This window comes from Amycolatopsis sp. NPDC051373, from assembly GCF_040689465.1.
Classification (GTDB): Bacteria; Actinomycetota; Actinomycetes; order Mycobacteriales; family Pseudonocardiaceae; genus Amycolatopsis.
Genome location: NZ_JBFBAE010000013.1, coordinates 18245 through 40968, shown reverse-complemented (window position 1 = coordinate 40968; position 22724 = coordinate 18245). Strand labels below are relative to the sequence as shown.

The 22724-nt window shown below is 70.4% G+C and carries 25 protein-coding genes; 15 read left to right on the top strand and 10 right to left on the bottom strand.

All coding sequences use genetic code 11. The features are described 5' to 3' along the window. Positions 1-16 precede the first annotated feature (16 nt). The 3 genes from AB0383_RS24650 (at position 17) to AB0383_RS24640 (ending at position 1593) form a co-directional block, all read left to right on the top strand. Positions 17-520 (top strand): VOC family protein, encoded by a 504-nt coding sequence (locus AB0383_RS24650; protein ID WP_364186938.1) that lies wholly within the window; start codon positions 17-19, stop codon positions 518-520. A 37-nt stretch (positions 521-557) separates the two neighbouring features. After that, entirely contained in the window at positions 558-959 is a 402-nt protein-coding gene (locus tag AB0383_RS24645; protein WP_220244722.1) for a CoA-binding protein, read from the top strand. Positions 960-1035: 76 nt separating this feature from the next. After that, positions 1036-1593: an NUDIX hydrolase gene (locus tag AB0383_RS24640; RefSeq protein ID WP_366188651.1), complete on the top strand. Its 558-nt coding sequence runs from the start codon at positions 1036-1038 to the stop codon at positions 1591-1593. Between the two features lie 6 nt (positions 1594-1599). On the opposite strand, the gene AB0383_RS24635 is transcribed toward AB0383_RS24640, so the two are convergent. The 5 genes from AB0383_RS24635 to AB0383_RS24615 all read right to left on the bottom strand — a co-directional run bounded on the left by AB0383_RS24635 (position 1600) and on the right by AB0383_RS24615 (position 6253). Then, the gene (locus tag AB0383_RS24635; protein WP_366188761.1) at positions 1600-2544 is read right to left on the bottom strand and encodes an alkaline phosphatase family protein; all 945 of its coding nucleotides are present in this window, start codon (positions 2542-2544) and stop codon (positions 1600-1602) included. Positions 2545-2557: 13 nt separating this feature from the next. Further along, a complete protein-coding gene (locus AB0383_RS24630; protein WP_366188650.1) occupies positions 2558-3001 on the bottom strand; it encodes an alkaline phosphatase family protein in 444 nt (147 codons plus the stop codon). Further along, the gene (locus tag AB0383_RS24625) at positions 2998-4140 is read right to left on the bottom strand and encodes an NHL repeat-containing protein (protein WP_364186946.1); all 1143 of its coding nucleotides are present in this window, start codon (positions 4138-4140) and stop codon (positions 2998-3000) included. The genes AB0383_RS24630 and AB0383_RS24625 overlap by 4 nt, the downstream gene beginning before the upstream one ends. Positions 4141-4208: 68 nt before the next feature. Continuing rightward, positions 4209-4877 (bottom strand): response regulator transcription factor, encoded by a 669-nt coding sequence (locus AB0383_RS24620; protein ID WP_366188649.1) that lies wholly within the window; start codon positions 4875-4877, stop codon positions 4209-4211. 2 nt (positions 4878-4879) lie between these two features. Further along, positions 4880-6253, bottom strand: a complete 1374-nt coding sequence (locus AB0383_RS24615; protein WP_366188648.1) for a HAMP domain-containing sensor histidine kinase — start codon at positions 6251-6253, stop codon at positions 4880-4882. A gap of 235 nt (positions 6254-6488) precedes the next feature. Here AB0383_RS24615 and AB0383_RS24610 point away from each other — a divergent pair, with 235 nt between their 5' ends. From AB0383_RS24610 to AB0383_RS24600, 3 genes are all read left to right on the top strand, one after another. Beyond that, complete coding sequence (locus AB0383_RS24610; protein WP_364186955.1) at positions 6489-7262, top strand: IclR family transcriptional regulator; 774 nt, start codon at positions 6489-6491, stop codon at positions 7260-7262. Positions 7263-7894: 632 nt separating this feature from the next. Next, on the top strand, positions 7895-9577 hold the full coding sequence (locus AB0383_RS24605) for an L-lactate permease (RefSeq protein ID WP_366188647.1): 1683 nt from the start codon (positions 7895-7897) through the stop codon (positions 9575-9577). Positions 9578-9687: 110 nt separating this feature from the next. Then, positions 9688-10557 (top strand): nuclease, encoded by an 870-nt coding sequence (locus tag AB0383_RS24600; protein ID WP_366188646.1) that lies wholly within the window; start codon positions 9688-9690, stop codon positions 10555-10557. A 365-nt stretch (positions 10558-10922) separates the two neighbouring features. Here AB0383_RS24600 and AB0383_RS24595 read toward each other — a convergent pair whose 3' ends face one another. Genes AB0383_RS24595 through AB0383_RS24585 form a run of 3 tightly spaced genes read right to left on the bottom strand, consistent with a single transcriptional unit; the run spans position 10923 to position 13006 of the window. Continuing rightward, on the bottom strand, positions 10923-12173 hold the full coding sequence (locus AB0383_RS24595) for an RNA polymerase sigma factor (RefSeq protein ID WP_364186963.1): 1251 nt from the start codon (positions 12171-12173) through the stop codon (positions 10923-10925). 54 nt (positions 12174-12227) lie between these two features. Further along, positions 12228-12578, bottom strand: coding sequence for a YciI family protein (locus AB0383_RS24590; protein ID WP_364186966.1), 351 nt, complete (start codon positions 12576-12578; stop codon positions 12228-12230). After that, on the bottom strand, positions 12578-13006 hold the full coding sequence (locus AB0383_RS24585; RefSeq protein ID WP_364186968.1) for a YciI family protein: 429 nt from the start codon (positions 13004-13006) through the stop codon (positions 12578-12580). Before AB0383_RS24585 ends, AB0383_RS24590 begins: the two co-directional genes overlap by 1 nt. A 134-nt stretch (positions 13007-13140) precedes the next feature. On the opposite strand from AB0383_RS24585, the gene AB0383_RS24580 reads away from it, so the two are divergent. From AB0383_RS24580 to AB0383_RS24555, 6 genes are all read left to right on the top strand, one after another. Next, on the top strand, positions 13141-14163 hold the full coding sequence (locus tag AB0383_RS24580; RefSeq protein ID WP_366188645.1) for a small ribosomal subunit Rsm22 family protein: 1023 nt from the start codon (positions 13141-13143) through the stop codon (positions 14161-14163). A gap of 4 nt (positions 14164-14167) precedes the next feature. Beyond that, positions 14168-14755, top strand: coding sequence for a dihydrofolate reductase family protein (locus tag AB0383_RS24575; RefSeq protein WP_366188644.1), 588 nt, complete (start codon positions 14168-14170; stop codon positions 14753-14755). A 78-nt stretch (positions 14756-14833) separates the two neighbouring features. Next, complete coding sequence (locus tag AB0383_RS24570; protein WP_366188643.1) at positions 14834-15457, top strand: SDR family NAD(P)-dependent oxidoreductase; 624 nt, start codon at positions 14834-14836, stop codon at positions 15455-15457. Between the two features lie 23 nt (positions 15458-15480). Next, positions 15481-16239, top strand: coding sequence for a maleylpyruvate isomerase family mycothiol-dependent enzyme (locus AB0383_RS24565; protein ID WP_366188642.1), 759 nt, complete (start codon positions 15481-15483; stop codon positions 16237-16239). Between the two features lie 82 nt (positions 16240-16321). Then, positions 16322-17482, top strand: a complete 1161-nt coding sequence (locus AB0383_RS24560) for a histidine kinase (protein ID WP_366188641.1) — start codon at positions 16322-16324, stop codon at positions 17480-17482. Positions 17483-17510: 28 nt separating this feature from the next. Further along, the gene (locus tag AB0383_RS24555; RefSeq protein WP_366188640.1) at positions 17511-18161 is read left to right on the top strand and encodes a response regulator transcription factor; all 651 of its coding nucleotides are present in this window, start codon (positions 17511-17513) and stop codon (positions 18159-18161) included. On the opposite strand, the gene AB0383_RS24550 is transcribed toward AB0383_RS24555, so the two are convergent. Further along, the gene (locus AB0383_RS24550) at positions 18042-18611 is read right to left on the bottom strand and encodes an RDD family protein (RefSeq protein WP_366188639.1); all 570 of its coding nucleotides are present in this window, start codon (positions 18609-18611) and stop codon (positions 18042-18044) included. The two genes, AB0383_RS24555 and AB0383_RS24550, sit on opposite strands and share 120 nt — an antisense overlap. Before the next feature lie 157 nt (positions 18612-18768). Here AB0383_RS24550 and AB0383_RS24545 point away from each other — a divergent pair, with 157 nt between their 5' ends. Together AB0383_RS24545 and AB0383_RS24540 are read left to right on the top strand one after the other, a co-directional pair. Next, on the top strand, positions 18769-20448 hold the full coding sequence (locus AB0383_RS24545) for an alpha/beta fold hydrolase (protein ID WP_366188638.1): 1680 nt from the start codon (positions 18769-18771) through the stop codon (positions 20446-20448). A 2-nt stretch (positions 20449-20450) separates the two neighbouring features. Further along, a complete protein-coding gene (locus tag AB0383_RS24540) occupies positions 20451-20660 on the top strand; it encodes a hypothetical protein (RefSeq protein WP_364186990.1) in 210 nt (69 codons plus the stop codon). Here AB0383_RS24540 and AB0383_RS24535 read toward each other — a convergent pair. Further along, positions 20648-21919, bottom strand: coding sequence for a cytochrome P450 (locus AB0383_RS24535; protein ID WP_364186992.1), 1272 nt, complete (start codon positions 21917-21919; stop codon positions 20648-20650). The two genes, AB0383_RS24540 and AB0383_RS24535, sit on opposite strands and share 13 nt — an antisense overlap. Positions 21920-21967: 48 nt before the next feature. Here AB0383_RS24535 and AB0383_RS24530 point away from each other — a divergent pair, with 48 nt between their 5' ends. After that, positions 21968-22705 carry an alpha/beta hydrolase gene (locus AB0383_RS24530; protein ID WP_364186994.1) on the top strand — a complete coding sequence of 246 codons (738 nt, stop codon included), beginning with the start codon at positions 21968-21970 and terminating at the stop codon, positions 22703-22705. Positions 22706-22724: the final 19 nt, after the last annotated feature.

Genomic DNA, 22724 nt, shown 5'->3' with positions numbered 1-22724 from the left:
GAGGACGTGACCGGAAATGGCACCCACCGAGACAGACGTCGCGAAGCTCACCGAAGCCCGTGACCAGCTGCGGGACAAGCACCTCCACCCGGCCGCCGTCCGGCCCACGACCGCGGGCCGCGGCATCCACCACACCGCGCTGCTCTCCAGTGACGTCGAGCGGACGATCACCTTCTACCAGGACGTGCTCGGCTTCCCGCTCACCGAGCTGATCGAGAACCGCGATTACCCGGGCTCCAGCCACTTCTTCTTCGACGTCGGCAACGGCAACGCGGTCGCCTTCTTCGACCTGCCGGGCCTCGACCTCGGCCCGTACGCGGAGGTCCTCGGCGGCCTGCACCACCTCGCGCTCTCGCTGACCCCGGAGAACTGGGCCGGCGCGCGCGACCGCCTCGACAAGGCGGGCGTGAAGTACCTGGAGGAGAGCGGCACGTCCATCTACTTCACCGACCCCGACGGCGCGCGCATCGAGCTCATCGCCGACGACCTCGGTGAGATGTACGGCTCGAAGATCGGCTGACGCGGAATCCTCCTGTTTCGAACGGCGTTCAACCCACATGCAACCTGAAGAAATCCTCGCGAACGCCACGACGATCGCGGTGGTCGGCCTGAGCCGCGACCCGGCGAAGGCCGCGCACGGGGTGCCCGCCACGCTGCAGGCGCACGGTTTCCGCATCATCCCCGTGCACCCGTCGGCCACAGAGCTGCTCGGCGAGAAGGTCTACCGGTCCCTGAAGGACATCCCGGAGCCGGTGGACCTCGTCGACGTCTTCCGCCCGGCCGCCGAGGCCCCGGGGATCGCGGCCGACGCCGTCGCCATCGGTGCGAAAGCGCTGTGGCTGCAGCAGGGCATCGTTTCCGCCGAGGCGAAGCGCATCGCGGAGGAGGGCGGGCTCGAATACGTGGAGAACCGCTGCACCGCGGTGGTCCGCGCGGTCGCCGCGATCTCGAAGAACTGATCGCGGCCTGCCTAGGGCATCATCAACGCGTAGCAGCGTCCGCCGGCCGAGGCGCGCTCCTGGCCGGCGAGGCACCGTGACCGACGAACAGCTCCACCACCGCGGCGACCGGGCCGTTTTCGCCGAGGACCTGCGTGCCGACGGCGAACCGGAGGCCGAGTTCAACCCCGGCATCGCCGGGCGGCTGCCCCGCAAGAACGTCGCCGCCGGCGCGCTCGTGCGCGACGGGGAGGGCCGGGTGCTGTTCGTCGACCCGACCTACAAGCCGTTCCTGGAGATCCCCGGCGGCATGGTCGAGGACGACGAGTCCCCGCTCGCGGCCTGCTACCGCGAGGTCCGGGAGGAGCTTGGCCTCGAGCTCACGCTGGGGCGGCTGCTGCTCGTCGACTGGATGCCGACTCACGGCGTCTGGCGCGACAGCCTGCAGCTGATCTTCGACGGCGGCACCCTCAGCCGCGGGCAAATCCGGGCCATCGACCCGGACGGCGACGAACTCGGCGGCTTCGAGTTCCTGAACCTGGACGCCGCCAGGCCCCGGCTGCGGCCGTCCAAGGCCAGGCGCGTCGCACTCGCGCACCAAGCCCTGCTCTCCGGCGATGCCTTCTACGGCGAATTCGGCCGCCCAGCGCGGTAGCGCAGCTCAGTTCGGCATCGACTGCGGCCCCGTCGGGACCGATGGTGCCGGGTTGTCACGGACCTGGACCTGCGCCTGCAGCAGGTCTGCGGTCGTCGCCGGATAGTGCAACGCGCGGTTGTCGCGCGGGTACCGCGAAGGCTGCCGGCCGAACCGGAACGCCGACGTCAGGTCACCGACGGTACGGCGGCGCCAAGCGCTGATGTGCGGCTCCCGCACCCCGAACCGCGCTTCCAGCAGCCGGATCAACGACGTGTGGTCGAACGTCTCCGAGCTCACGTACCCACCGGCCGTCCACGGCGACACCACCACGGTCGGCACGCGGAAACCGAGGCCGATCGGCACGCCGCCGACGAACTCGTCCGGGGTGCCGGCGGGCGGAGTCGGCGGGGCGACGTGATCGAAGTACCCGTCGTTCTCGTCGTAGGTGAGGATGAACGCCGTCTTGGCCCACACGTCCGGGTTGGCGGCGATCGCGTCCAGTTTCGACGCGATGTACTGCGCCCCCGCCGCGGGCATCCAATTCGGGTGCTCCGTCTGCGCCGAGGGCGCCACCAGCCACGAAACGGCGGGCAGGTTGTCGTTGCGGGCGTCGTGCTCGAACCAGCCCGCCGATTTCTTCACCATCGCGTTCTTGTAGAGCGGCGAAGACTTCAGTGCGTCCGCGAACTGGCGGAACCAGGCCAGCGCGTTGTCGTCGTAGTTGTCCTCCTCCTGATAGATCCGCCAGGAAACGCCGGCCTCGGTGAGCCGCTCCGGGTAGGTCTTCCAGGACAGCACCGGGTTGTCCGACGACATGAAGTTGGTGTTCGCGGGTCCGCCGGCGGTGCCGTGCGGGTCGATCCAGCCGGTCCACATGTAGAGCCGGTTGGGGTTCGTCGGGCCGATCACCGAGCAGTGGTAGTGGTCGCAGACCGTGAACGCCTCGGCGAGCGCGAAGTGGAACGGGATGTCGTCGCGGTCGTTAGTAGGCCATGGTCTTGGCGCCCTTGGCCTCGATCCAGCGGTCCATCTTCCCGTTGTTCCACGCGGTGTGCTGGTCGGTCCAGTCGTGCGGGAGGCCGGGCGTGGCCTGCGCGTTCGTCTCACGCGTGTTGTAGCGGAACGGCAGGAGGTAACCGTCGGGGTGGCCGCTGTAGGGCTGCTGGAAGACGGAGTTGCCGCCCGCGAGTTTCATCGCGTGCGGGTCGGCGAAGCCGCGCACACCGTCCATGGTGCCGAAGTAGTGGTCGAACGAGCGGTTCTCCTGCATCAGGATCACGATGTGCTCGATGTCCTCGAGCCGCGCCGGCCGGCGCGCGGGCTCGGCCAGCGCCTTGCGGACGTTCGCCGGCAGCGCGAGCGATCCGGCAGCCGCCGCGGCTGCCGCGGCAGCGCCCAGAACCCGGCGCCGGGTGAACTCGCTCACACTCTCACTCCAAAGTGGACGATACGATCGTTTCCGGTGTCCGCCACGAAGATGCGGCCCTGCGCGTCCACGGCCACGCCGAGCGGGAAGCTCAGCGCGCCGGGACCGTCGGTGCCGAACTCGGCGCGGTACGGGCCCGTGGTGCGGAACTGCGCGACCCAGCCGTAGTCGGGGACGGTCACGTACGCGTCGCCCTGGGTGTTGAGCGCGACGCCCGCGGGGTTGGACAGGCCGCCGAACTCGCTGTTCTGGCCGCCGCCGATCGAGCCGATCGCCTTGCCGTCGCCGGAGTAGTGCACGACCGCGACGCTGCCGCTCGCGGCGCGGCCGTTCTGCACGATCCACGCGCCGCCCGCGCCGTCGCTGACGATGCCCTGCGGCGAGCTGACCTTCTCGGTGATGTCGGTGAGCGCCTTGCCCGTGTGGGTGTCGAAGCGGGCCACGCGCTGGTGGCCGGTGTCCGAGACGAGCAGCCGGCCCGCGGTGTCGATGGCGACGCCGCGCGGGTTGTCGAGCTTGCCGGCGCCGTACTCGCGCGCGAAGCCGCCCCACCAGGAGTACTGGACCACACGGTTGTTGCCGGTGTCGGCCACGTAGACGTTGCCCGCGTGGTCCACGGCCACGGCCTGCGGCGTCTTGAACCGGCCGGCGAGCACGCGCACCAGCCGGCCGTCGCGGGTGAAGGCCTGCACGCGGTCGTTGCCGGTGTCGGCGACCCAGATCTGGCCTCGCGCGTCGACCGTGAGGCCGGCCGGGCTGCTGAACTGCGACGGCCCGCGGCCGCTGCGGCCGAACGCGCCCTGGTACACGGGCGGCGGCGTCTGTGGCGTCGGGCGCACAACAAAACGCACGGGTTCGGCGAGCCAGGCGTAGCCGTCGTTCGCGAGGTAGAACGCGAGGTAGTTCCCGGGGCCGAGAGAGCCGGTGGAGAACGAGACGGTGCCGGTCGCGAGCGGGGTGTACTCCCACAGCGTCGACGGGCCGACATAGGACTGGTCGACGGGACCGCCGCCCGGGTCGGAGTAGAGCCCGACCCAGTTCTTCGGGGTCACCGACGACTGGGGCGTCGTGTAGGTGAAGGTGATCAGCTCGCCCTGCTCCACGGAGGGCGCACTGCTGGCCAGGGTGCCGGTAGCCACGGGCACAGCATCCACTGGCACGGTCGTACCAGGAAAGCCGGGGTGGTGGGTGTTCAGGAAGAGTTCGTTCAGGTGACGAGCCGGTAGCCGACCCCGCGCACGGTCTCGATGGTGTGGGTGCCGAACGGGGCGTCGATCTTGCGCCGGAGGTAGCCGACGTAGACCTCGACCACGTTCTCATCGCCCTCGTAGTGTGCGTCCCACACGTGACCGAGGATCTCGTTCTTCGTCAGCGCCGCGCCCTGGCGGCGGAGCAGGAACTCGAGCAGACCGAACTCGCGGGCGGTCAGGTCGATCCGCCGCTCTCCCCTGTGGACGGTGCGGGCGGCGGGGTCGAGTTTGAGGTCGCCGGCCGCGAGCACGGCGGGGCGCGCAGGGGCGCCTCTGCGCAACAGGGCCCGGAGGCGCGCGACGAGGACGACGAACGAGAAGGGTTTGGACAGGTAGTCGTTGGCGCCGAGGTCGAACGCGTCGGCCTCGTCGTACTCGCCGTCCTTGGCGGTGAGCATGAGGACCGGCGTCCAGTTCTCCTTGGCTCGCAAGCGTTTGAGGACTTCGTAGCCGGAGAGCTCGGGGAGCATGATGTCGAGCACGACGGTGTCGTAGTCGTGCTCCGTGGCCGACCACAGGCCATCGGGTCCGGTGTGGACGACGTCGACGGTGAACCCCTCCGCGACCAGTCCCCGGCGCAGGGTTTCGGCGAGTTCGCGCTCGTCCTCGACGATCAGCAGCCGCACGGTCAGTCCTCCTCGAGGCGGGGCAGTTCGATCCGGAAGTGGGCGCCCGGATAACTGGGGTCGGTGACGTCCGCATAAGACGCGTGGCCGCCGTGCCGAGCGGCGATGCCCGCGACGATCGGGAGGCCGAGGCCGGTGCCGCCGTGGCCGCGCTGGCGCGAGGCGTCGAGCCGGACGAACCGTTCGAAGACGCGCTCGCGGTCTTCGGGCCCGACGCCGGGGCCGTCGTCGCTGACCTCGACCACGGCGGTGTTTTCGTGGACCCAGCTGGCGATGCGGACGCGTTCGCGGGCGTGGCCGCGGGCGTTGTCGACGAGGTTGCGCACGGCCCGTCTCAGCTGTGCTTCGCTGCCGCGGACTTTGGCCGGCCCGGCGCGGACCTCGATCGCGACGGGACCTTCCGCGCGGATGCGGTGTGCCTCGGCGCGGACGATGTCGTCGAGGTCCACTTCGGTCGTGGCGGGGCGGTCGGTGGTGTCGTCGGTGCGGGCGAGCATGAGGAGGTCGTCGACGAGTTCACGCAGGCGCGCGGTTTCCCGGGTGATCACGGGGACGAGCTCACCGGTCGTCTCGGGGTGGCGGCCGGAGACGTCGAGGGCGGTGCTGATCGTCGAGAGTGGACTGCGGAGCTCGTGGCTGGCGTCGGCGACGAACCTGCGTTGCGCGGCTTGGGCGGAGTGGAGCCGGGTCAGCATCTCGTTGAGGGTCACGGCGAGGCGGTGGACCTCGTCGTTGCCGGGTGGCAACGGGACTCGTGCGGCGAGGTCCCTTGTGGACACCTCGGCGACGGTGCGCCGCATGCGTTCCACCGGCCTCAGCGCCGCGCCGACGGATCGGTGGACGGCGAATCCGGCAATGGCGAGGACTGGCAGGGAAATCAGGGCCAGCAGAAGCGTGAGCCGGGTTGAGGCCTCGGTGACGGGCTCTAGTGATCTCGCCGAAATGACGGTGTAGGGCCCACCCGGTCCCCTGACGCCTTGCGAAACGACGCGGTAGTCGGCGCCGTCGCCGTTCAGGTCCAGCGGCAGGGTTTCGACGGTTTCCCGGCCGGGCACGGGCCGGCTCGCGGTGAGGGGCGGGTGGCCGGTGATGGCGGGGTCGCCGGCGATGGGCGTGCCGACCTTGTCGAGCACCTGCGTGACGGCCTCGGTGTCACCGGTGCTGGCGACGTCGCTCGCGGAGAGGTCGCGTGAGCCTTCGCGGACGAGCTGGATGGCGACCTGGCGACCGGTGCTGCGCGCACTCTCCGTCACGCTGCGGTCGAGCGATTCTTCGAGCAGCACGACGACGACCACGCACGCCACCGCGATGGCCAGCGCCAGCACCACCACCGCGACGGCCGTGGTCCGCATCCGGACGCCGATCACCGTTCGCACGAAGGCAGGGTAACGATTTCCGGGCCGGGCGCCGGCGGTTGTCCTATTCGGACTCGTGAATGATTTGTTAGGCGTCCTAGCGATCGGAGGTTGAACCATTCAGGGCAACCTTTACCTGCCACAATACGAAAGTAGGTCAAGATCTTCCGTCTATACATCCGAGGTGTTAGCGTCCAACCCCGCTTATCGGAAACACGTGCCGATGAGCGGGAATTTGGGCGAAGGGGCGAACGACGTGACGGAACGAGGGCTGGACCAGAGCGGCACGCTGGAGCGAGGGCTCGCGGTGCTGGAGCACGTGGGGCAGCACCAGGAGATTTCCACCAACGCGATCGCGAGGCAACTGGGGCTCTCGCGAAGCGCGGCGTACCGCATCGTCGGCACCCTCAAGCGGCTCGAATACCTCGAAGCGGACACCGTGACCGGCCGCGTGCGCCTCGGCACGCGCCTCGTCGAGCTCGGCGCCCGCGCGATGGCGGCGACCGACCTGCACCGCTGCGCGCCGCGCTACCTGGCGTCCCTGGCCGAACGCTCGGGCGAGACGACCTACCTGGCCGTGCCCGACAACGACACCATGGTCTACGTCGCCACCGAGCGCAGCGCCAGCGCCGTCACGCTCGCCTGCCGTCTCGGCACGCGCCGCCCCCAGCACGCGACCTCGCTGGGCAAGGCGTGGCTCGCGGCGTTGCCGGAGTTCGACCGGGTGGAGCGCGTGCGCCGCATGAAGCTCGACAGCCTCACCCTCAAGACCATCATCGACCCCGGCCGGCTCCTCGACGACCTCGCCCGCACGAGCCGCCGCGGGTGGGCTATCGACGACGTCGAGAACGAGCCAGACGTGGGTTGCGTCGCCGCCGCCGTCCGCGACCACTCCGGGCGGCCCATCGCGGCGATCAGCGTGGCCGGTCCGGCGCCCCGGGTGCTGCGCCGCGTGGAGGAATTGGGGGCGACCGTGGCGGGGACGGCTGCGGCGCTTTCGCTCCGGCTGGGGTACGTCCGAAGCCGGTAGGGCTCCCCGTCTCGTCCCAGCCCAGCTCCGGCTCGGCTTCGGTCCACCCACGACTGACAGCCCTCGCCCCGGCTGCCACCACCAGCCGATGATCAACGGCTCCGATTCACCTCGGCCGCGGCCATCCCAGCCGGCGACCCCGGCCGGCATCCGCCGCACTCCAAAGCCCCACCTACTCCGGCTCGCGGTGCATGCACCTCGCCGGCACATCGCTTCTCGCGAAAGCCTCAGCACCCAGCTCCGAACCCGCGGTACGGCCAATGAACTCCGGCTCGGCTCGCGCCGCGCTGGCCGCCGCAACCAGCGCAACCCGGCGCGACACCCGCGGCGAAACAACCAACCGAACAGTCCCGGTGGCGACCGACCCGACACACGAGAACGGCCGCCTCCGCAACCCGACCTACCCACCGAGGCCCGGCACTCGCCGGCACCGCCTCGCGTGACAAAGCCGGCCGCAACCGCGGTCGGTAGACCCGACCCACCCCAGGCTCGGCACCAGCCGCAGCCGAAATACCCGCCGCCAGCGTAGGCCGGCTCGGCGTCCGCCGTGGTCGGCAGGAAACGAAAACCTCTGGGTCTCCCGGAACCGCCGCCGTCGGGAGGGCCGGACGGATCAGCGAAGGGGCTGACGCGTGACCTGGATCCAGGATTACCAACCGGCGGGCGGGCTGTGGGTGTCCGCGCTGCTCGCCGCGCTGCCGATCATCGTGTTGCTGGTGGCGCTGGGCGTCGTGAAGCTGTCGGCGCACCTGTCGGCGGCGTTGGCGCTCATCACGGCGCTCGGGGTGGCGCTGCTGCTCTACCGGATGCCGACGGGGCTCGCGCTCGACTCGGCCGTGATGGGCGTGGTCTTCGGCGTGTGGTCGGTGGCGTGGATCGCCTTCCACGCCGTGTACTTCCACAACGTCACGGTGACCACGGGCCGCTTCGACAGCATCAAGCGCGTGCTCGCCGGGTTCAGTGAGGACCGGCGGCTACAGGCGTTGCTGATCGCGTTCAGCTTCGGGGCGCTGCTGGAGGGCGTCGCGGGTGGTGGGTCGCCGATCGCGATCACGGCGGCGATGATGGCAGCGCTCGGCTTCCCGCCGGTGAAAGCCGTGGTGCTGGCGTTGCTGGCGAACACCGCGCCGGTGGCGTTCGGCGGGCTCGGCAACCCGTTGATCGTGCTGGGCCGCCTCACCGGGCCGATCATGCACCTCAAGCCGGAAGAGGCGACGGCCGCGTTCTCGTCGATGGTCGGGCGGCAGGTGCCGTTCCTGGCGGTGATCATCCCGGCGTTCCTGATCGTCGTGCTGGCCGGTTGGAAGAAGATGCTGGAGGTCTGGCCCGCCGTCGTCACGGCCGGGCTGGCGTTCGCGCTCATGCAGTTCGCGGCGTCGAACTACATCAGCGCGAGCCTCGTCGACGTGCTCGCCGCCCTCGCCGCGATGGCCGCGCTGTATGTGCTCACGCGGTTCTGGCAGCCGAAGACCGTGTGGCGCTTCGAGGGCGAAGAACCCGTCAAGTCGGCGAGCCTGGGCGCGGCGAAGTCCGAACGCGGCGCGCTCTACGCCTGGATGCCGTACGTGATCCTGATCCTCGCGATCTTCCTCTCGCGTATCGGCACGATCTTCGCGCACCTGCCCGCGTGGTTGGACCTCACGAAGCTGCTGCACAAGGCCGACTGGGTGTTCGCGTGGCCGGGGCTGCACAACCACGTGATCCAGCACGCGCCGATCACGTCGAAGGACACGCCGTACGCGGCGACGTTCACCGTCGACTTCCTCTTCTCCCCCGGCACGATCGCGCTCATCGCCACTGTGATCGCCGGCTTCGCGATGGGCGCGCGGCCGAAACAATTGGTGCAGACGTACCGCAACACGCTGCACCAGATGCGCTGGGCGCTCGCGACGATCTTCATGATCCTGGCCATCGCGTTCGTGATGAACTACTCCGGCGCCACGCAGACACTCGGCCTCGCACTGGCCACGACCGGCGTGCTGTTCCCGATCTTCTCCGCCTACATCGGCTGGCTCGGCGTGTTCCTGACCGGCTCCGACGCGTCGACCAACAGCCTTTTCGGGCCCATGCAAGTGATCTCCGCGCAGCAGTTGCACCTCAACCCCGTGCTGGCGGGAGCCACGAACACGTCCGGCGGCGTGATGGGCAAGATGATCTCGCCGCAGAACCTGTCCATCGGCGCGACGGCGATCGGGCAGAGCGGCAAAGAAGGATCACTGCTGCGCCAGACGTTCCTGTGGTCACTCGCCCTCACCGCCGTGGTCGGCGTGATGTCACTGCTGCAGGCGACCGTGCTCAGTTTCATGATCCCCTGACACGGTTTCCGCGTTTCCGGGCAACCAGTCACCGTCCACTGTGGGCGGTGACTGGGCTGTCCGGATGAAAACCGGACACACCCGGCTCCGCGCGATCTACGGTGGTGCACATGCCACTGACGCTGATCAAAGGCACGTTCCAGCTCCTCGGTGCCGCACCGGACGGCGACTCCGTGCGGTTCTACCCCGACGACCCTTCCGCCACAAAAAACGCCGGCCTGCGCGTCCGCCTCAATTCCCGCGGCGGCATGCAGCTGCGCCTCGACGCCATCGACGCGCTCGAGACCCACTACCGTCCGCGCGGCGGCGAGATGCTGCACCAGCCTGCCGCGCTCGGCGACGCCGCGGCCGACCGGCTCGTGTCACTGCTCGGTTTCACCTCCGTGACGCGAGGCGAAGGCGGCATCGTCACGGCGGCAAAGCCCGAGAAAGTCGCTGGCCACATCCTCACGCGCTTCGCCGACAAGTACGGCCGCGCGGTCGCGTTCGCCTTCCCGGGTCAGCGGCCCGGCCGTTCGGTGGACGGCAGCGAGGTGTTCCTCGATGCGAAAACGGTGAAGAACTCGGTGAATTTCCAGTTGATTTCGGAGGGTCTCGCGTATCCGACGTTCTATTCGCTGTTGTACGTCGATCTGCGCCAGGCGCTGGCCGACGCTGCCTCGTCCGCACGAGCGTCGGGAAGCGGCGTGTGGGCTTCGGATGTGACCAGTGAGGGTTTTCGACTCCGTTCTCGGGCGCAGTTGCAGGATGAGCTCGTGCTGCTGCCCAAGCTGTTCCGCCGACTGGCCGATTACCTTGCTCTGGACGAGACGGGCGGAGTCTCACTGGCCGGCTTCGCGCACTTCCTCGACACGCGCGACGACCGGTTGTTCACCGTCCCGGATGGACAGTCGACGGAGCTCGAGACGCTGGTGGAGGTGAAGCGGCAGACGGTAAAGCTGGTGGTGCCGCCGGAGCGGATCGTGTTCGTGGAGGCGTAAGAAGTTGTCCACAGGCGTGGTGGTGAGTTGCGGATGACTCAAGGCTGCCGCGCCGTTGATCCCGGACTCGGTCAGTTTGTTTTGCCGAGCCGACAGGTGAGGTCGTAGAGGCAAGCCTGAAGTTGTCAAGGCTAGCCAGGTCGTGATGAACGTGGTCGATGACGTCGGTCGCGATGCTTCCGACGGAGAGCTCGGCCTCGCCGGTGGTCCACACGCTCAGCTGTCCGGACAAATCACCGGTCTCGCACTCGACCCAGGCTGCGGATTTCGCGCGTTCGGGTCCGAGCCGCCACTGAATCCAGCGCGTTCCCATTGGGGCGCGCGTGCTTGCACATTGGCAGCGAACTGCTCGAATTCGAAGCCGCTCAACAAGCCGCCGCGCGGTCGAGCAACAACGTGCGCTCCCGGGCGTTCCCCGTCATGTCCGCCGCGCGTTCGAACTCGGCCTTCGCTTCGGCCAGACGGCCCAGCTTCACCAGGAAATCCCCCCGGACACTCGGCAGCAGGTGGTAGTTCTTCAACGCCGGCTCGTCCTTCAGCTTGTCCACGAGCTCAAGGCCGGCCTCAGGACCCTCAGCCATCGACACCGCCACCGCCCGGTTCAGCTCGATCACCGGCGAAGGCGTCAGCTGCGCGAGCCCCGTGTACAACGCGGCGATCCGCGCCCAATCCGTCTCCTCCGGCACCCGCGCCCGGGCATGACACGCGGCGATCGCCGCCTGCGCCGAATAGGGGCCGTAAGCACCCTCGGCCAGTTCTTCCGAACGAGCCAACGCCGCGAGCCCACGACGGATCAGCAACTGGTCCCAACGACCCCGATCCTGCTCCAGCAACAACACCGGCTCCCCGGACGGCCCCGTCCGCGCGGCGGACCGTGAAGCCTGGATCTCCAGCAGCGCCGCCAACCCGTGGACCTCGGGCTCCGTTGGCATGAGCCCCGTGAGCACGCGGGCCAGCCGCAGGGCGTCTTCGCAGAGGGCGGGGCGCAGCCAGTCGTCGCCGTGGGTGGCGGAGTAGCCCTCGTTGAAGATCAGATAGATGACTTCCAGCACGGACGACAGGCGGGCCATGCGCTCTTCGCCGACGGGGACCTCGAAGGGCACCTTCGCGTCGGCCAGGGACTTCTTCGCACGCACGATCCGTTGCGCCACAGTGGATTCCTTGACGAGGAACGCGCGGGCGATCTCGTCGGTGGTGAGGCCGCCGAGCATGCGCAGCGTGAGGGCGACGCGCGCCGGTGTGGGCAGCACCGGGTGGCAGGCGGTGAAGACCAACCGGAGGATGTCGTCCTCGATGTGTTCCTCGTCGAGGACCGCGTCGAAATCGTCGAGGTCCGGCTCGAAGGCCTGCTGCTCGCGGCCGAGCTCGTCGAGCTTGCGGCCAAACGTCTCGTTGCGGCGGAACTGGTCGATGGCGCGGCGTTTGGCCGTGGTCATCAACCACGCGCCGGGGTTGCGCGGCACGCCGGTCTCCGGCCACTGCTCCAGCGCGGCGACCAGCGCGTCCTGCGCGAGCTCCTCCGCGAGCCCGACGTCGCGCACCATCCGCGCGAGGCCCGCGATCACCCGCGCCGACTCGATCCGCCAGACCGCCTCCACGGCACCGTGCGTCTCCACGGGCCCATCAGACAGGCTGGCCCGCCCGAGAGCAAGCCTCGGGCGGGCGCGCCGTCACGGAACGAGCGGCCTGATCTCGACGACCCCCGCCTGCAGGTCGGGGTTGGGCGCGCGCTTGAGCAGCTCGACGATCTCCGCCACCGACTCCCCCTGCAGGATCCACAGCCCGGCCACGAGCTCCTTCGTCTCCGCGAACGGCCCGTCAACGACCTGCGGCTGCGGCTCACCGTCGAAGTAGACCAACCGCGCGCCCTTCGAGCTGGGCGCGAGGCCCTCGGCCTGCACGAGGTGCCCCGACGCCGCCAGCTCGTCGTTGAACTTCCCCATCTGCTCCATCAGCTCGGCGCTCGGCAAGACCCCGGCCTCGGAGTCCGCGTTGGCCTTGACCATGACAAGGAAGCGCATCAGGCGTTCTTCGCCGCTTCCGCGCGCAGCTTCTCCTCGGCCTCGCGCAGCTCCGGCGTCAGGTTGTCGCCGAAGTCCTCGGCCTCGGCGATGCGCCGGATCTCGATCTCGTGGTGCGCGCCGTCCGTGTTGGGCACGCGCTTCACCCACTCGATGACCTCTTCCTTCGACTTCACCTGCAGGATCCAGAAGCCGGCCACGAGCTCCTTGCTCTCGGCGAACGGGCCGTCGATCACGGTCGGCTCGGCGTTGCCCGCGAAGCGCACGCGCGCACCGTCGGCGCTCGACGTGAGGCCCTCACCGGCGAGCATCACGCCCGCCCGGACGAGCTCCTCGTTGAACTTCCCCATCTCGGCGAGCATCTCGGTGGTCGGCAGCTGGTTGGCTTCGGACTCTTCGCTCGCCTTCATGATCACCATGAACCGCATCGGGAGATCCTCTCTCTGTGGTTTTGCCGTCACGCTTACGTCGAACGGGCGGCCACTGGATCGACAAGGCCCCCGAACTTTTTCCCCGCGGCCGAAACTAGCAGGTCAGGTGCCTGCCTGGGGACAAATCGGGCGTGGGAGAATTCTCCGTCGTGGCGCACCTCCCCGACGACCTGCGAACCGCCCTCGACCACGAGCTCGGCCGCTTCCCCGAATCCCGGCTCGCCCAGGCGGTCGACAAGCTCAGCTCGCGCTACCGCTCCGGCGAAGCCGCGACGTCGCCGATCCTCACCTCGGAGCTCGACGTCGCCGCCTACGCGGGTTACCGCATGCCGGCGACGTACGCGGCCGTCAGCTCCGTGCTCAGCGAAGTGGCGGCGGCCGCGCCCGAGTTCGCGCCGCGCACGCAGCTCGACGTCGGCGGCGGCACGGGCGCGGCGGTCTGGGCCGCGGCCCGCGCGTGGCCGACGCTGGAAAAGTGCACCGTCGTCGAGCAGGTCGCCGGCGCGCTCACCCTCGGCCGGAAACTCGCGGCGAGCGCCGCGGACGCGGCGGTCCGCGGGGCGACGTGGCAACGCGGGCTGATCGATCCGTCGTCGCCGCTGCCGGCCGCCGACCTGGTGACCCTGTCGTACGTCCTGGGCGAGCTGCCGGAACGCGTGCGCGACGAGGTGGTGCGCTGGCTCGCCGCGTCGGGTGGTGCGGTGGCGCTGATCGAGCCCGGCACGCCCGCCGGGTTCGCCCGCATCCGCGCGGCGCGCGACGTGCTGCGCGGCCTCGGCCACACGGTGCTCGCGCCGTGCCCGCACGACGGCGAGTGCCCCGTCAAACCCGGCGAGGACTGGTGCCACTTCGCCGCGCGCCTGCCGCGAAGTGGCGTGCACCGGCGCATCAAGGCCGGCACGCTGGGGTTCGAGGACGAGAAGTTCTCCTACGTCGTCGCGGCGCCGGCAGGCGTCGCGGCCGACCGCACCGACGCGCGGATCCTGCGGCACCCACGCAAGCACAAGGGTTTCGTGCAGCTCGATCTGTGTACGGTGGATGGCCTCGCTTCCGGCGTCACCGTGTCCAAACGCCACGGCCCCCGCTACCGCGCCGCGCGCGACGCTGAATGGGGGGACGCCTGGACCACGAACACCGGGACCACGAAGGAGTAGTCCGATGGGGAAGGTCGTCGCGGAGATCAGCATGTCGCTCGACGGTGTCGTCGCCGGCCCGGGCACGGACACCGACAACCGCCTCGGCCGCGACGGCGAGCTGCTGCACACGTGGATGGCCCACGGCACCGAGGCCGACCACGACGTGATGGCCGGGTTTTTCACCGGCACCGGCGCGTTCGTGCTCGGGCGCACCACGTTCGACATGGGCATCGACGTCTGGGGCCCGGACGGCGCCTTCGAGCGGCCGGCGTTCGTCCTCACCCACCGTCCGGCCGAACCGCTGGAGCGCGGGAAGACCACGTTCACCTTCGTCACCGACGGCCCGGAAGCCGCCCTGGCTCAAGCACGAGAAGCCGCGGGCGAACGTGATGTGGTGCTGATGAGCGGCTCGGCGATCAGCCAGTACCTGCGCCTCGGCCTCGTCGACGAGCTGCGGCTGCACCTCGTGCCATTGCTGTTCGGGGACGGCGTGCGGCTGTTCGACGACTTCGCCGGCCGCCGCGTGGCACTGGAGCGCACCGACGTCGTCACCACGCCGACGATGACGCACCTGACCTACCGCGTCACTTCCCTCGAACGCACGGCGTAGCTGCCGGTGCCGCCGCGAACCCGCTCCTCCTAGCCTCGCGCTCGGCTTCCCCCACCGCGCGAGTTCCTGGAGTTGCAGATGAGTGCTGTCCGTCGCTGGTTCGTCACCGGTGCCTCCCGAGGCTTGGGCCGGGCGCTGACCGAGGTCGTGCTCGATCGCGGCGACCGGGTCGTCGCCGCGGTCCGGCGGCCCGAGAGCGTGGCCGACCTCGAGCAGAAGTACGGCTCGCAGATCGAGGTCGAGCAGCTCGACGTCAGCGACCTCCCGGCGATCGACGAGGTCCTCGGCCGGGTGCTGGCCCGCGGGCCGCTCGACGTGGTCGTGAACAACGCCGGCTTCGGCGTGATCGGTGCCCTCGAGGACCAGAGCCCCGAGCTCGTGCAGAGCCAGCTCACCACGATGCTGCACGCGCCGATCGCGATCACGCGCGCCGTGCTGCCCGCGCTGCGCGAGCACGGCGGCGGGGGCGACCCCGGCAAGGTCGCCGGGCGCGATCCACGACCTCAGCACCCAGGAGAACCCGCCGCTGCGGGTCCCGCTGGGCAGCGACGCCTTCGACGCGTTGTCCGCCACGCTGCAGGGCCGCATCGACGCGCTCGCGCCGCTGGAGACGCTCGCGCGGTCCGTGGCGATCGATCCGGCTCCGGAAGAATCCTGAGCGACCGTGTCCGGTCGGCGGCACCGGCGCCGACTCCTTGGTGAAGCGAACCGAAAGGACGACCACCATGGACTTCGAACGCCGGGCCGCCGAGATCGCGGCGCAGACCGAGCTGCTGCAGGCCACCGCGAACGGCGCTGACCTCGCGACGCGGATCGCGGCGTGCCCGGACTGGAGCCTGGGCCAGCTGCTCAACCACGTCGGCGCGGGGCACCGGTACGCCGAAGCAATCGTGCGCACGCGCGCATTTCAGGCCCCCGCCGATGACTACCTGCGCAACCCGGGACACGAAGTCCGGCCGAGCAGCTGGCTCACCGACGGCGCCGAGGCCCTGGCGACGACCTTGCGTGAAGCCGGGCCCGACGCCGAGGTCTGGACCCCCGTCCCCGCCGGAGCGCCGCGAGCCGCGTTCTACGCCCGCCGCTTCCTGCACGAGACGGCCATGCACCGCGCCGACGTGACGCTCGCCCTCGGGCAGAGCTTCGCGCTCGACGGCGACATCGCCCACGACACCCTGGACGAGTGGCTGGAACTCGGCTCCCTGCCGGTGATGTTCGACTACTTCCCCGAACGCCGCGCGCTGCAGGGCCCCGGCCACACGATCCACCTCACGCCGACGGACCACGCGGCGTCGTGGACCGTCGACCTCTCCGGCGACCTGCCCGCGTGGCATCCCGGCGCGATCGAGAACCCGGCCGTGACCGTCGAGGCGCCGCTGACCGACCTGCTGCTGATCATCTATGCCCGCGTGCCCGCCACCACCGCGAAGCTCACGGGCGACACGGCGTTCCTCGACACCTGGCTGTCGCTGGTGAGTTTCGGCTGAACGCCCGGCTCAGCCTCACGGCCGAGGCACTTCGCACCCGCGCAGGAGGCGAAGCGCGCCCCGGCACGAGACGATCAGGACCATGACCACCCAGCGCGTGGGCCCGCGCATCGCCCTGGTCGCCGAGATCGCGGCGCTCGGGGTGCTCGTGGTGCTCGACGCCGTGGTGTTCGCGCGCTCCGGCCCGGCGCAGGGCACGCTCGCGCTGATCGCCGTGGACTTCGCGCCCGGGCTGGGGCCCGTGGTGGCCGTGCTCGCTGTGCTGCGCCGCCGTTTCCCGGACCACGTGGCGCTCGTGGCGACGGCGGTTTCGTGCCTGTCGCTGCTCGGCACGGCCGTCACGGCGGGCGTCGCGGCGCTCGGGCAACGGCTGCCGGTGCAGCCCAGTGGTGCGGAGGCGCTCGCGATCGCGCTGGTCGTCGGTGCGTGCTGCCACCGGCTGCAACGCCCGCCCGCCGCGACGTTGTCCGTCGTCGGCGGGATCGCGGCCGTGGCGGCGCCGGTGTTCCGCTACGGCATCGGCTCGCCCGCGGCGCTGTTCTCCGCCGCCGCGGCCGTCGCGTGGGGTGCGGCGCTCGCGATCGGCCTGCTGCTGCGCGACGCCGACGCGCGGGCCCGCGCCGAAGCCGTCGAAGTGCGCGCGGCGGAGCGGCTGAACCTCGCGCGCGAGCTGCACGACCTGGTCGCGCACCAGATCACCGGCATCGTCGTGCGCGTGCAGGCCGCGCACCGCGTGACCGAACGGCAAGGCGGCGACACCAGCGCGTTCTCCGAGATCGAGCACGCGGGCGCGGAGGCGCTGGCGTCGATGCGCCGGCTCGTCGGCACGCTGCGCACCGACGGGGAGAACTTGTTCAGTCCACCGTCCGGGCTCGCTTCGGCCGTGGACCGCGCGGTGCCCGACGACGGCACGATCACCCTCGACGTGCCCGACGACCTCGCCGGCCTCACTGCGACGCCCGAGGTCGTGACCACCGTCCACCGCCTGATCACCGAGGCCCTCACCAACGTCCGCCGCCACGCGCCGCGCGCCACCGACGTGCGCGTGAGCGTGCACCGCGACCAGCGCGACCTCGTGGTGGAGGTCGGCAACGACGGCGCCGCCAAGCCCACGCGTCCCGGCGGCTACGGCTTGATCGGCATGACCGAACGCGTCACCGCCGTCGGCGGTACGGTTTCCGCGGGCCCGGCGGCCGGGCACCGCTGGCTGGTGGCCGCGCGGCTGCCGCTCGAAACAGCCTGACCAGAACAGCCTGAGCAGGAGGAACCCCGTGCCGGTGACCGTGTTGATCGCCGACGACCAGGCGATGGTCCGCACCGGCTTCCGGCTCATCCTCGAAGGCGAGCCCGACATCGAGGTGGTCGGCGAGGCCGCCGACGGTCAGGACGCCGTACGTCTGGCGCGGCAGCTGCGTCCCGACGTCACGCTGATGGACATCCGCATGCCCGGCGTCGACGGGCTGCAGGCCACCAAACTCCTGGCCGGTCCCGACGTCGCCGATCCGCTGCACGTCGTGATGGTCACGACCTTCGGACTCGACGAGAACGTCCACGCGGCCCTGCGCGCGGGCGCCTGCGGTTTTCTCTTGAAGGACGCCGGCGCGACGCTGCTGATCGAAGCCGTGCACGCCGCCGCGCACGGCGAAGCGCTCGTCTCCCCCGCCATCACCACGCGGTTGCTGGCCCACTTCGTCGGCAGCGCCGGCAAAGAACGGTCCGAGCCGGAAAGCCCGCTCACGAACCGCGAGCTCGACGTGGTGAAAGCCGTGGCGGGCGGCCAGACCAACGCCGAGATCTGCGAGTCACTCGTCCTGTCGCTCTCCACCGTGAAGACTCACCTCGCGGCCGCCCAGCGCAAGCTGCGGGCTCGCAACCGCACCGAGATCGCCATCTGGGCTTGGGAAACCGGACTCGTCCGCTGAAGCTGCGGCTGGCACGCGCACGACCAGCGTCCCCGCGACCAGGTCACCGAGGCGTTGCCGACGCGGGCTGACCAGCATGATCACCACGCCCGCGAGCCCCCAGCAGAACCCGTCGACCACCATCAGCACCGCGCGGATCACGTAGGCGCGCAACGGCGGCTGCCCGCCGTCCGGCAGCACCACGCGGATCCGCAGCCAGCGCATCGCCGGCGTCTGCCCGCCGTGCCGGTGCGGCCACCAGATCTCGAGGTACAGACTCGCGACGATCCAGATCCCGAACGTCGTGAACGCCACGACCTCGATGAACGTGAGCAGCGAGCCGGGCGGGGGCACGTAGAGCACGACGAGCACCGCGACCACCGCCACGGGCACGGTGGCGAGCAGCTGGTCGAGCAGGCGCTGCACGACCCGTCGGCCCACCACGCCGGGGCCGGGCGCGGGAATGGTCATGCCGCCAGTTTCCCCGCTGCGGCAGCCCCGCGCGCGCTGGCCCGCCTCGTTCGCACGGCCGAGGCGGCGCCGGAAGTTCGTACCCGAGGCTGATCGCCGGCGTCCGCGCGCGCACGAGACTCGACGGCAAGCGGATCACGGACGAAAGGACTTCCCGGTGCGAACTCCCAGAGCAGTACTGGTCGCTGCGGTCATCACGGCCACCGCGGCGACCGCGGTCCCGGCAGTGGCGGCCGCGGCCGAAGACCCTTACACGAGCCAGAAAATCACGTGGGGCGACTGCGCGTTCAAACCGGCCACCGGGGCGAAACCCGCACAATGCGCCGAAATCACCGTGCCGCGCGACTGGGCGAACCCGTCCGCGGGCGTCGACCTCAAGGTGTCGATCAGCCGCGTCGCGGCGACCGGTGACCGCCACGGCGCGATCCTCGTGAACCCCGGCGGCCCGGGCGGGCAGGGCACCTCCCTGGCCGGCCGTCTCGCCGGGCTCGAACCGACCGTCAACGCGCAGTACGACTTCATTGGCATGGATCCGCGCGGCACCGGCCAGGAAGGCAGCAGTGACAAGGGGTTGTCGTGCCAGGTGCCCACCGACCGGCTGCCCGGCACCGCCCTCGACGCCCGTGATCGCTCCGCCGCCAGCATCGCCGCCCACCAGGCGACACCGCGGGCGATCGCCGAAGCCTGCCAGAGCGACGCGCTCACGCCGTACATCACGACGTGGCAGACCACTCACGACATGGACCTGATCCGCACGCTGCTGGGCGACCAGCAGCTCAACTACCTCGGCTACTCCTACGGCACGTGGCTCGGCGCCAAGTACGCGTCGATGTTCCCCGATCACGCGGGCAAGATCGTGCTCGATTCCAGCGTGAACTTCGAGGGCCGCCTACAGGCCGACTTCGAGGCGTTCCCCGAGGTCGATCAGCGCCAGTTCGACGACGTGTACGTGCCGTGGCTTTCACGTCAGTTCCCCGACCAGCTCGGCAAGACGCCGAAGGCGGTGAAACAGAAGTACGAACAGGTGCGCGCGTACTACGCGAGCGAGGGCATGTCACCCGACAACTTCGACCACATCTTCGTCGGCAACGGCAGCAAACTGCAGTGGCTGCTGGGCGCGCTGATCTTCACACAGGGCGCGGCCGCGCTGGACGGCACCGCGCCGGCGCCGCCGAAGGACCTCGCGGCCGACCTCGACGCCGAGTCGCGCACCGCGTTCGGCGTGAAGGCCGCGGACCTCACCGTGGCGAAGGTCGTCGCGGCGACGCCCGACTACGCACCGGTGGGCGGCACCCGCTACGCCGTGGCTTGCGGTGACCAGCTGACGCGGTCGGCGGCCTGGTACAAAAACCTCAGCGACCGCCAAGGTCCCGTCGACCCGCTGTACGGCTGGTCCTACGGGCTCAGCGAGCCGTGCGGTTTCTGGTCTGAAGCGCCGCAGCACGAACTGCCGGACCTGCCGGCGTCGGTCGCGAGCCACGTTCTCGTGGTGCAGGGCGAGTTCGATCCGCAGACCGGCTACGAGCAGGGCCGCGCCGGGGCTCGTGCGGCCGGCGTGCCGCTGATTTCCGTGGACGACGCGCCCTTCCACGGCGAATACGCGATCAACGGCAACCCGTGCGTCGACGGGCTCGTGAACACGTTCCTCACCAAGAACTCGCGGCCCGCCTCGACCACGTGCCCCGGTGTGCCACTGCCCGGTGAGGACGAGGTGCACCCCGTGGCCGGGCCGGTCGACCACCACGCCGGCGGCGTCGCGACCGAAGTGCGCGACGCGCTTTCGCACCTACGCCAGACCGTGCAGGACCTGATCCGCGATCTCAACTCGGGGAGGTAGAAATGGGGCTTCGTTGGCTTCCCCGTACGCGGGGCACGGCTTGGGCGTACCTCGTGATCGGTTTGGTGATGCTGGGTCTCCTGATCGCCGAGCTGTCCACGGGGTTCGCCGGGGATTCCCTGGTGCAGTACGGAATCCTGGCGTTCATCTTCTTCGGGTTCACCTCGACCGGCGTCGCCAAGCTCGTCGTGACGCGCGGTCATCCCCACTGAACGGGGAGGCTCTTGAGGCCGTTCTGGAAGTTCGACCGCAGCCGCCGCGGTTCGCCCGCGAGGCGGACTTCGCCGAGCTGCTCCAGGACGGCCTCGAACAGCGCCCGCATCTGCACGCGCGCCAGGTGCGAACCGAGGCAGAAGTGCGGGCCGTGGCCGAACGTCAGGTGCTCGCTCGGCGCGCGCGTGACGTCGAACGCGTCGGGGTCGGCGAACACGGTCTCGTCGCGGTTGGCCGAGGAGAACCAGACCACGACCTTGTCGCCGGCCTTGATGTCCACATCGGACAGCCGGGTGTCCTCGGTGGCCGTGCGGCGGAAGTGCATGACGGGCGTCCACCAGCGCAGCATCTCCTCGACGGCGCCCGGCAGCAGCGAGCGGTCGTCGAGGAGCTTGCGGTACTGCTCCGGGTGGTGCAGAAGTGCGGCGAGCCCGCCGGGCAAGCCGTTTCGCAGAGTTTCGTTGCCCGCCACGGAAAACAGCCAGAACAGGTTCTCGAACTCCGCGATCGAGACGCGGCCGCCCTCGTCGTCGACGTGCTGCATGAGGTTGCTCATCACGTCGTCGCCGGGGTGGCTGCGTTTGTACTCGCCGAGGGCGTTGGCGTACGCGTAGAGGTCCGGCATCCCGGCGCGCGTGCGCGGATCGGGCATCGATCCGTCCGGCCCCGGTTCGGGCCGCACGGCGAGGGCGGCACGGGCGAGGTCCGTGACGTCTTCCGGCCGGACGGTGGCGCTCACCGCGTATTCGGCGTCCTGGAAGCCGATCACGCGATTGCTCCAGTCGAACATCAGCCGCCGGTCCTGCTCGGGCACGCCGAACACCTCGGCGAGCGTGAGCAGCGGCAGGTCGGCGGCCACGTCCTTGGCGAAATCGCACTCGCCTCGGTCCGCGACGGCCGCGACCAGGTCGTGGGCCCAGCCCTCGATGCGCTCGGTGAGCCGGCCGATCGCACGCGGGGTGAACGCCTTGGTCAGCAGCCCGCGCAGCCGGCCGTGCTCGGGCGGGTCCATGTTCAGCATCATGCGCCGCACGTAGCCGAGGTCCTCGGCCGTCGCGGGGTCGCGGATCTGCGTGCCGCCGAGCTGTGACGAGAACGTGGCGGGGTTGCGCAGCACGTCGCGCACGTCGGAGTGGCGCAGCACGGCCCAGAAGTCGCCGACGCGCGTCACCGGCGTCTCGCGCCGCAGCTTCGCCAGCACGTCGTAGGGCACGCCTTCGACGTAGGTGTCCGGGTCGGCGATCAGGGCACTCGACACGGTCTCGACCCTAGCCCCGGAACCCCGGCCTGGGGAAAGATCCGACTGGTGGAAACGCTGAAGCTGCGCACCGGCGGGTCCGGCGAGCCGGCCGTGCTGCTGCTCCACGGCCTGGGCGCGACCGGCGCGGTGTGGGACGGGCTGGCCGAGCTGCTGGACCGGCGCCTGCTCGTGCCCGACCTGCCCGGACACGGTGGTTCGGCGCCGTTGCCGGCTTACTCGTTCTCGGCGATGGCGGGCGCGGTGGCCACCGGGTTGGGTGACGCCGGGCCGGTCGTCGTCGTGGGGCATTCCCTGGGTGGTGTGGTGGCGCTGGAGCTGGCTTCCGGGCGGCACGGCCTGGCCGTGGCCGGAGTGCTGGCGCTGGGCGTCAAGGTGGAGTGGAGCGCCGAGGACCTGGACCGCGCCGCCACGATGGCCGCGCGTCCGCCCCGGTTGTTCGCCTCGAGGGAAGACGCCGAGGTCGCGTACCTGAAGGTCGCCGGGCTCACCGGCCTGGCGCCTGCCGATCCCGATGGTGTGGTGGAGACCGCCGACGGCTGGCGCTTGGCGTTGGACTCCGCCGCGTTCGGCGTGGGCGCGCCGGACCTGCCGCGGCTGCTGGCCGACGTGACGTGCCCCGTCGTGCTCGCCGCCGGCGCCGACGACCCGATGTCACGCCCGGAGCAGCTGCGTGCGCTGGCTGCCGACTCCGTCACATTGGCGGGGCTCGGGCACAACGCCCACGTGGAGAAACCCGCCGCGCTGCTGCCGTTGTTGACGCAGCTCACGGGACGTGCGGAGTGAGCGGTCGCTTAGGATGACG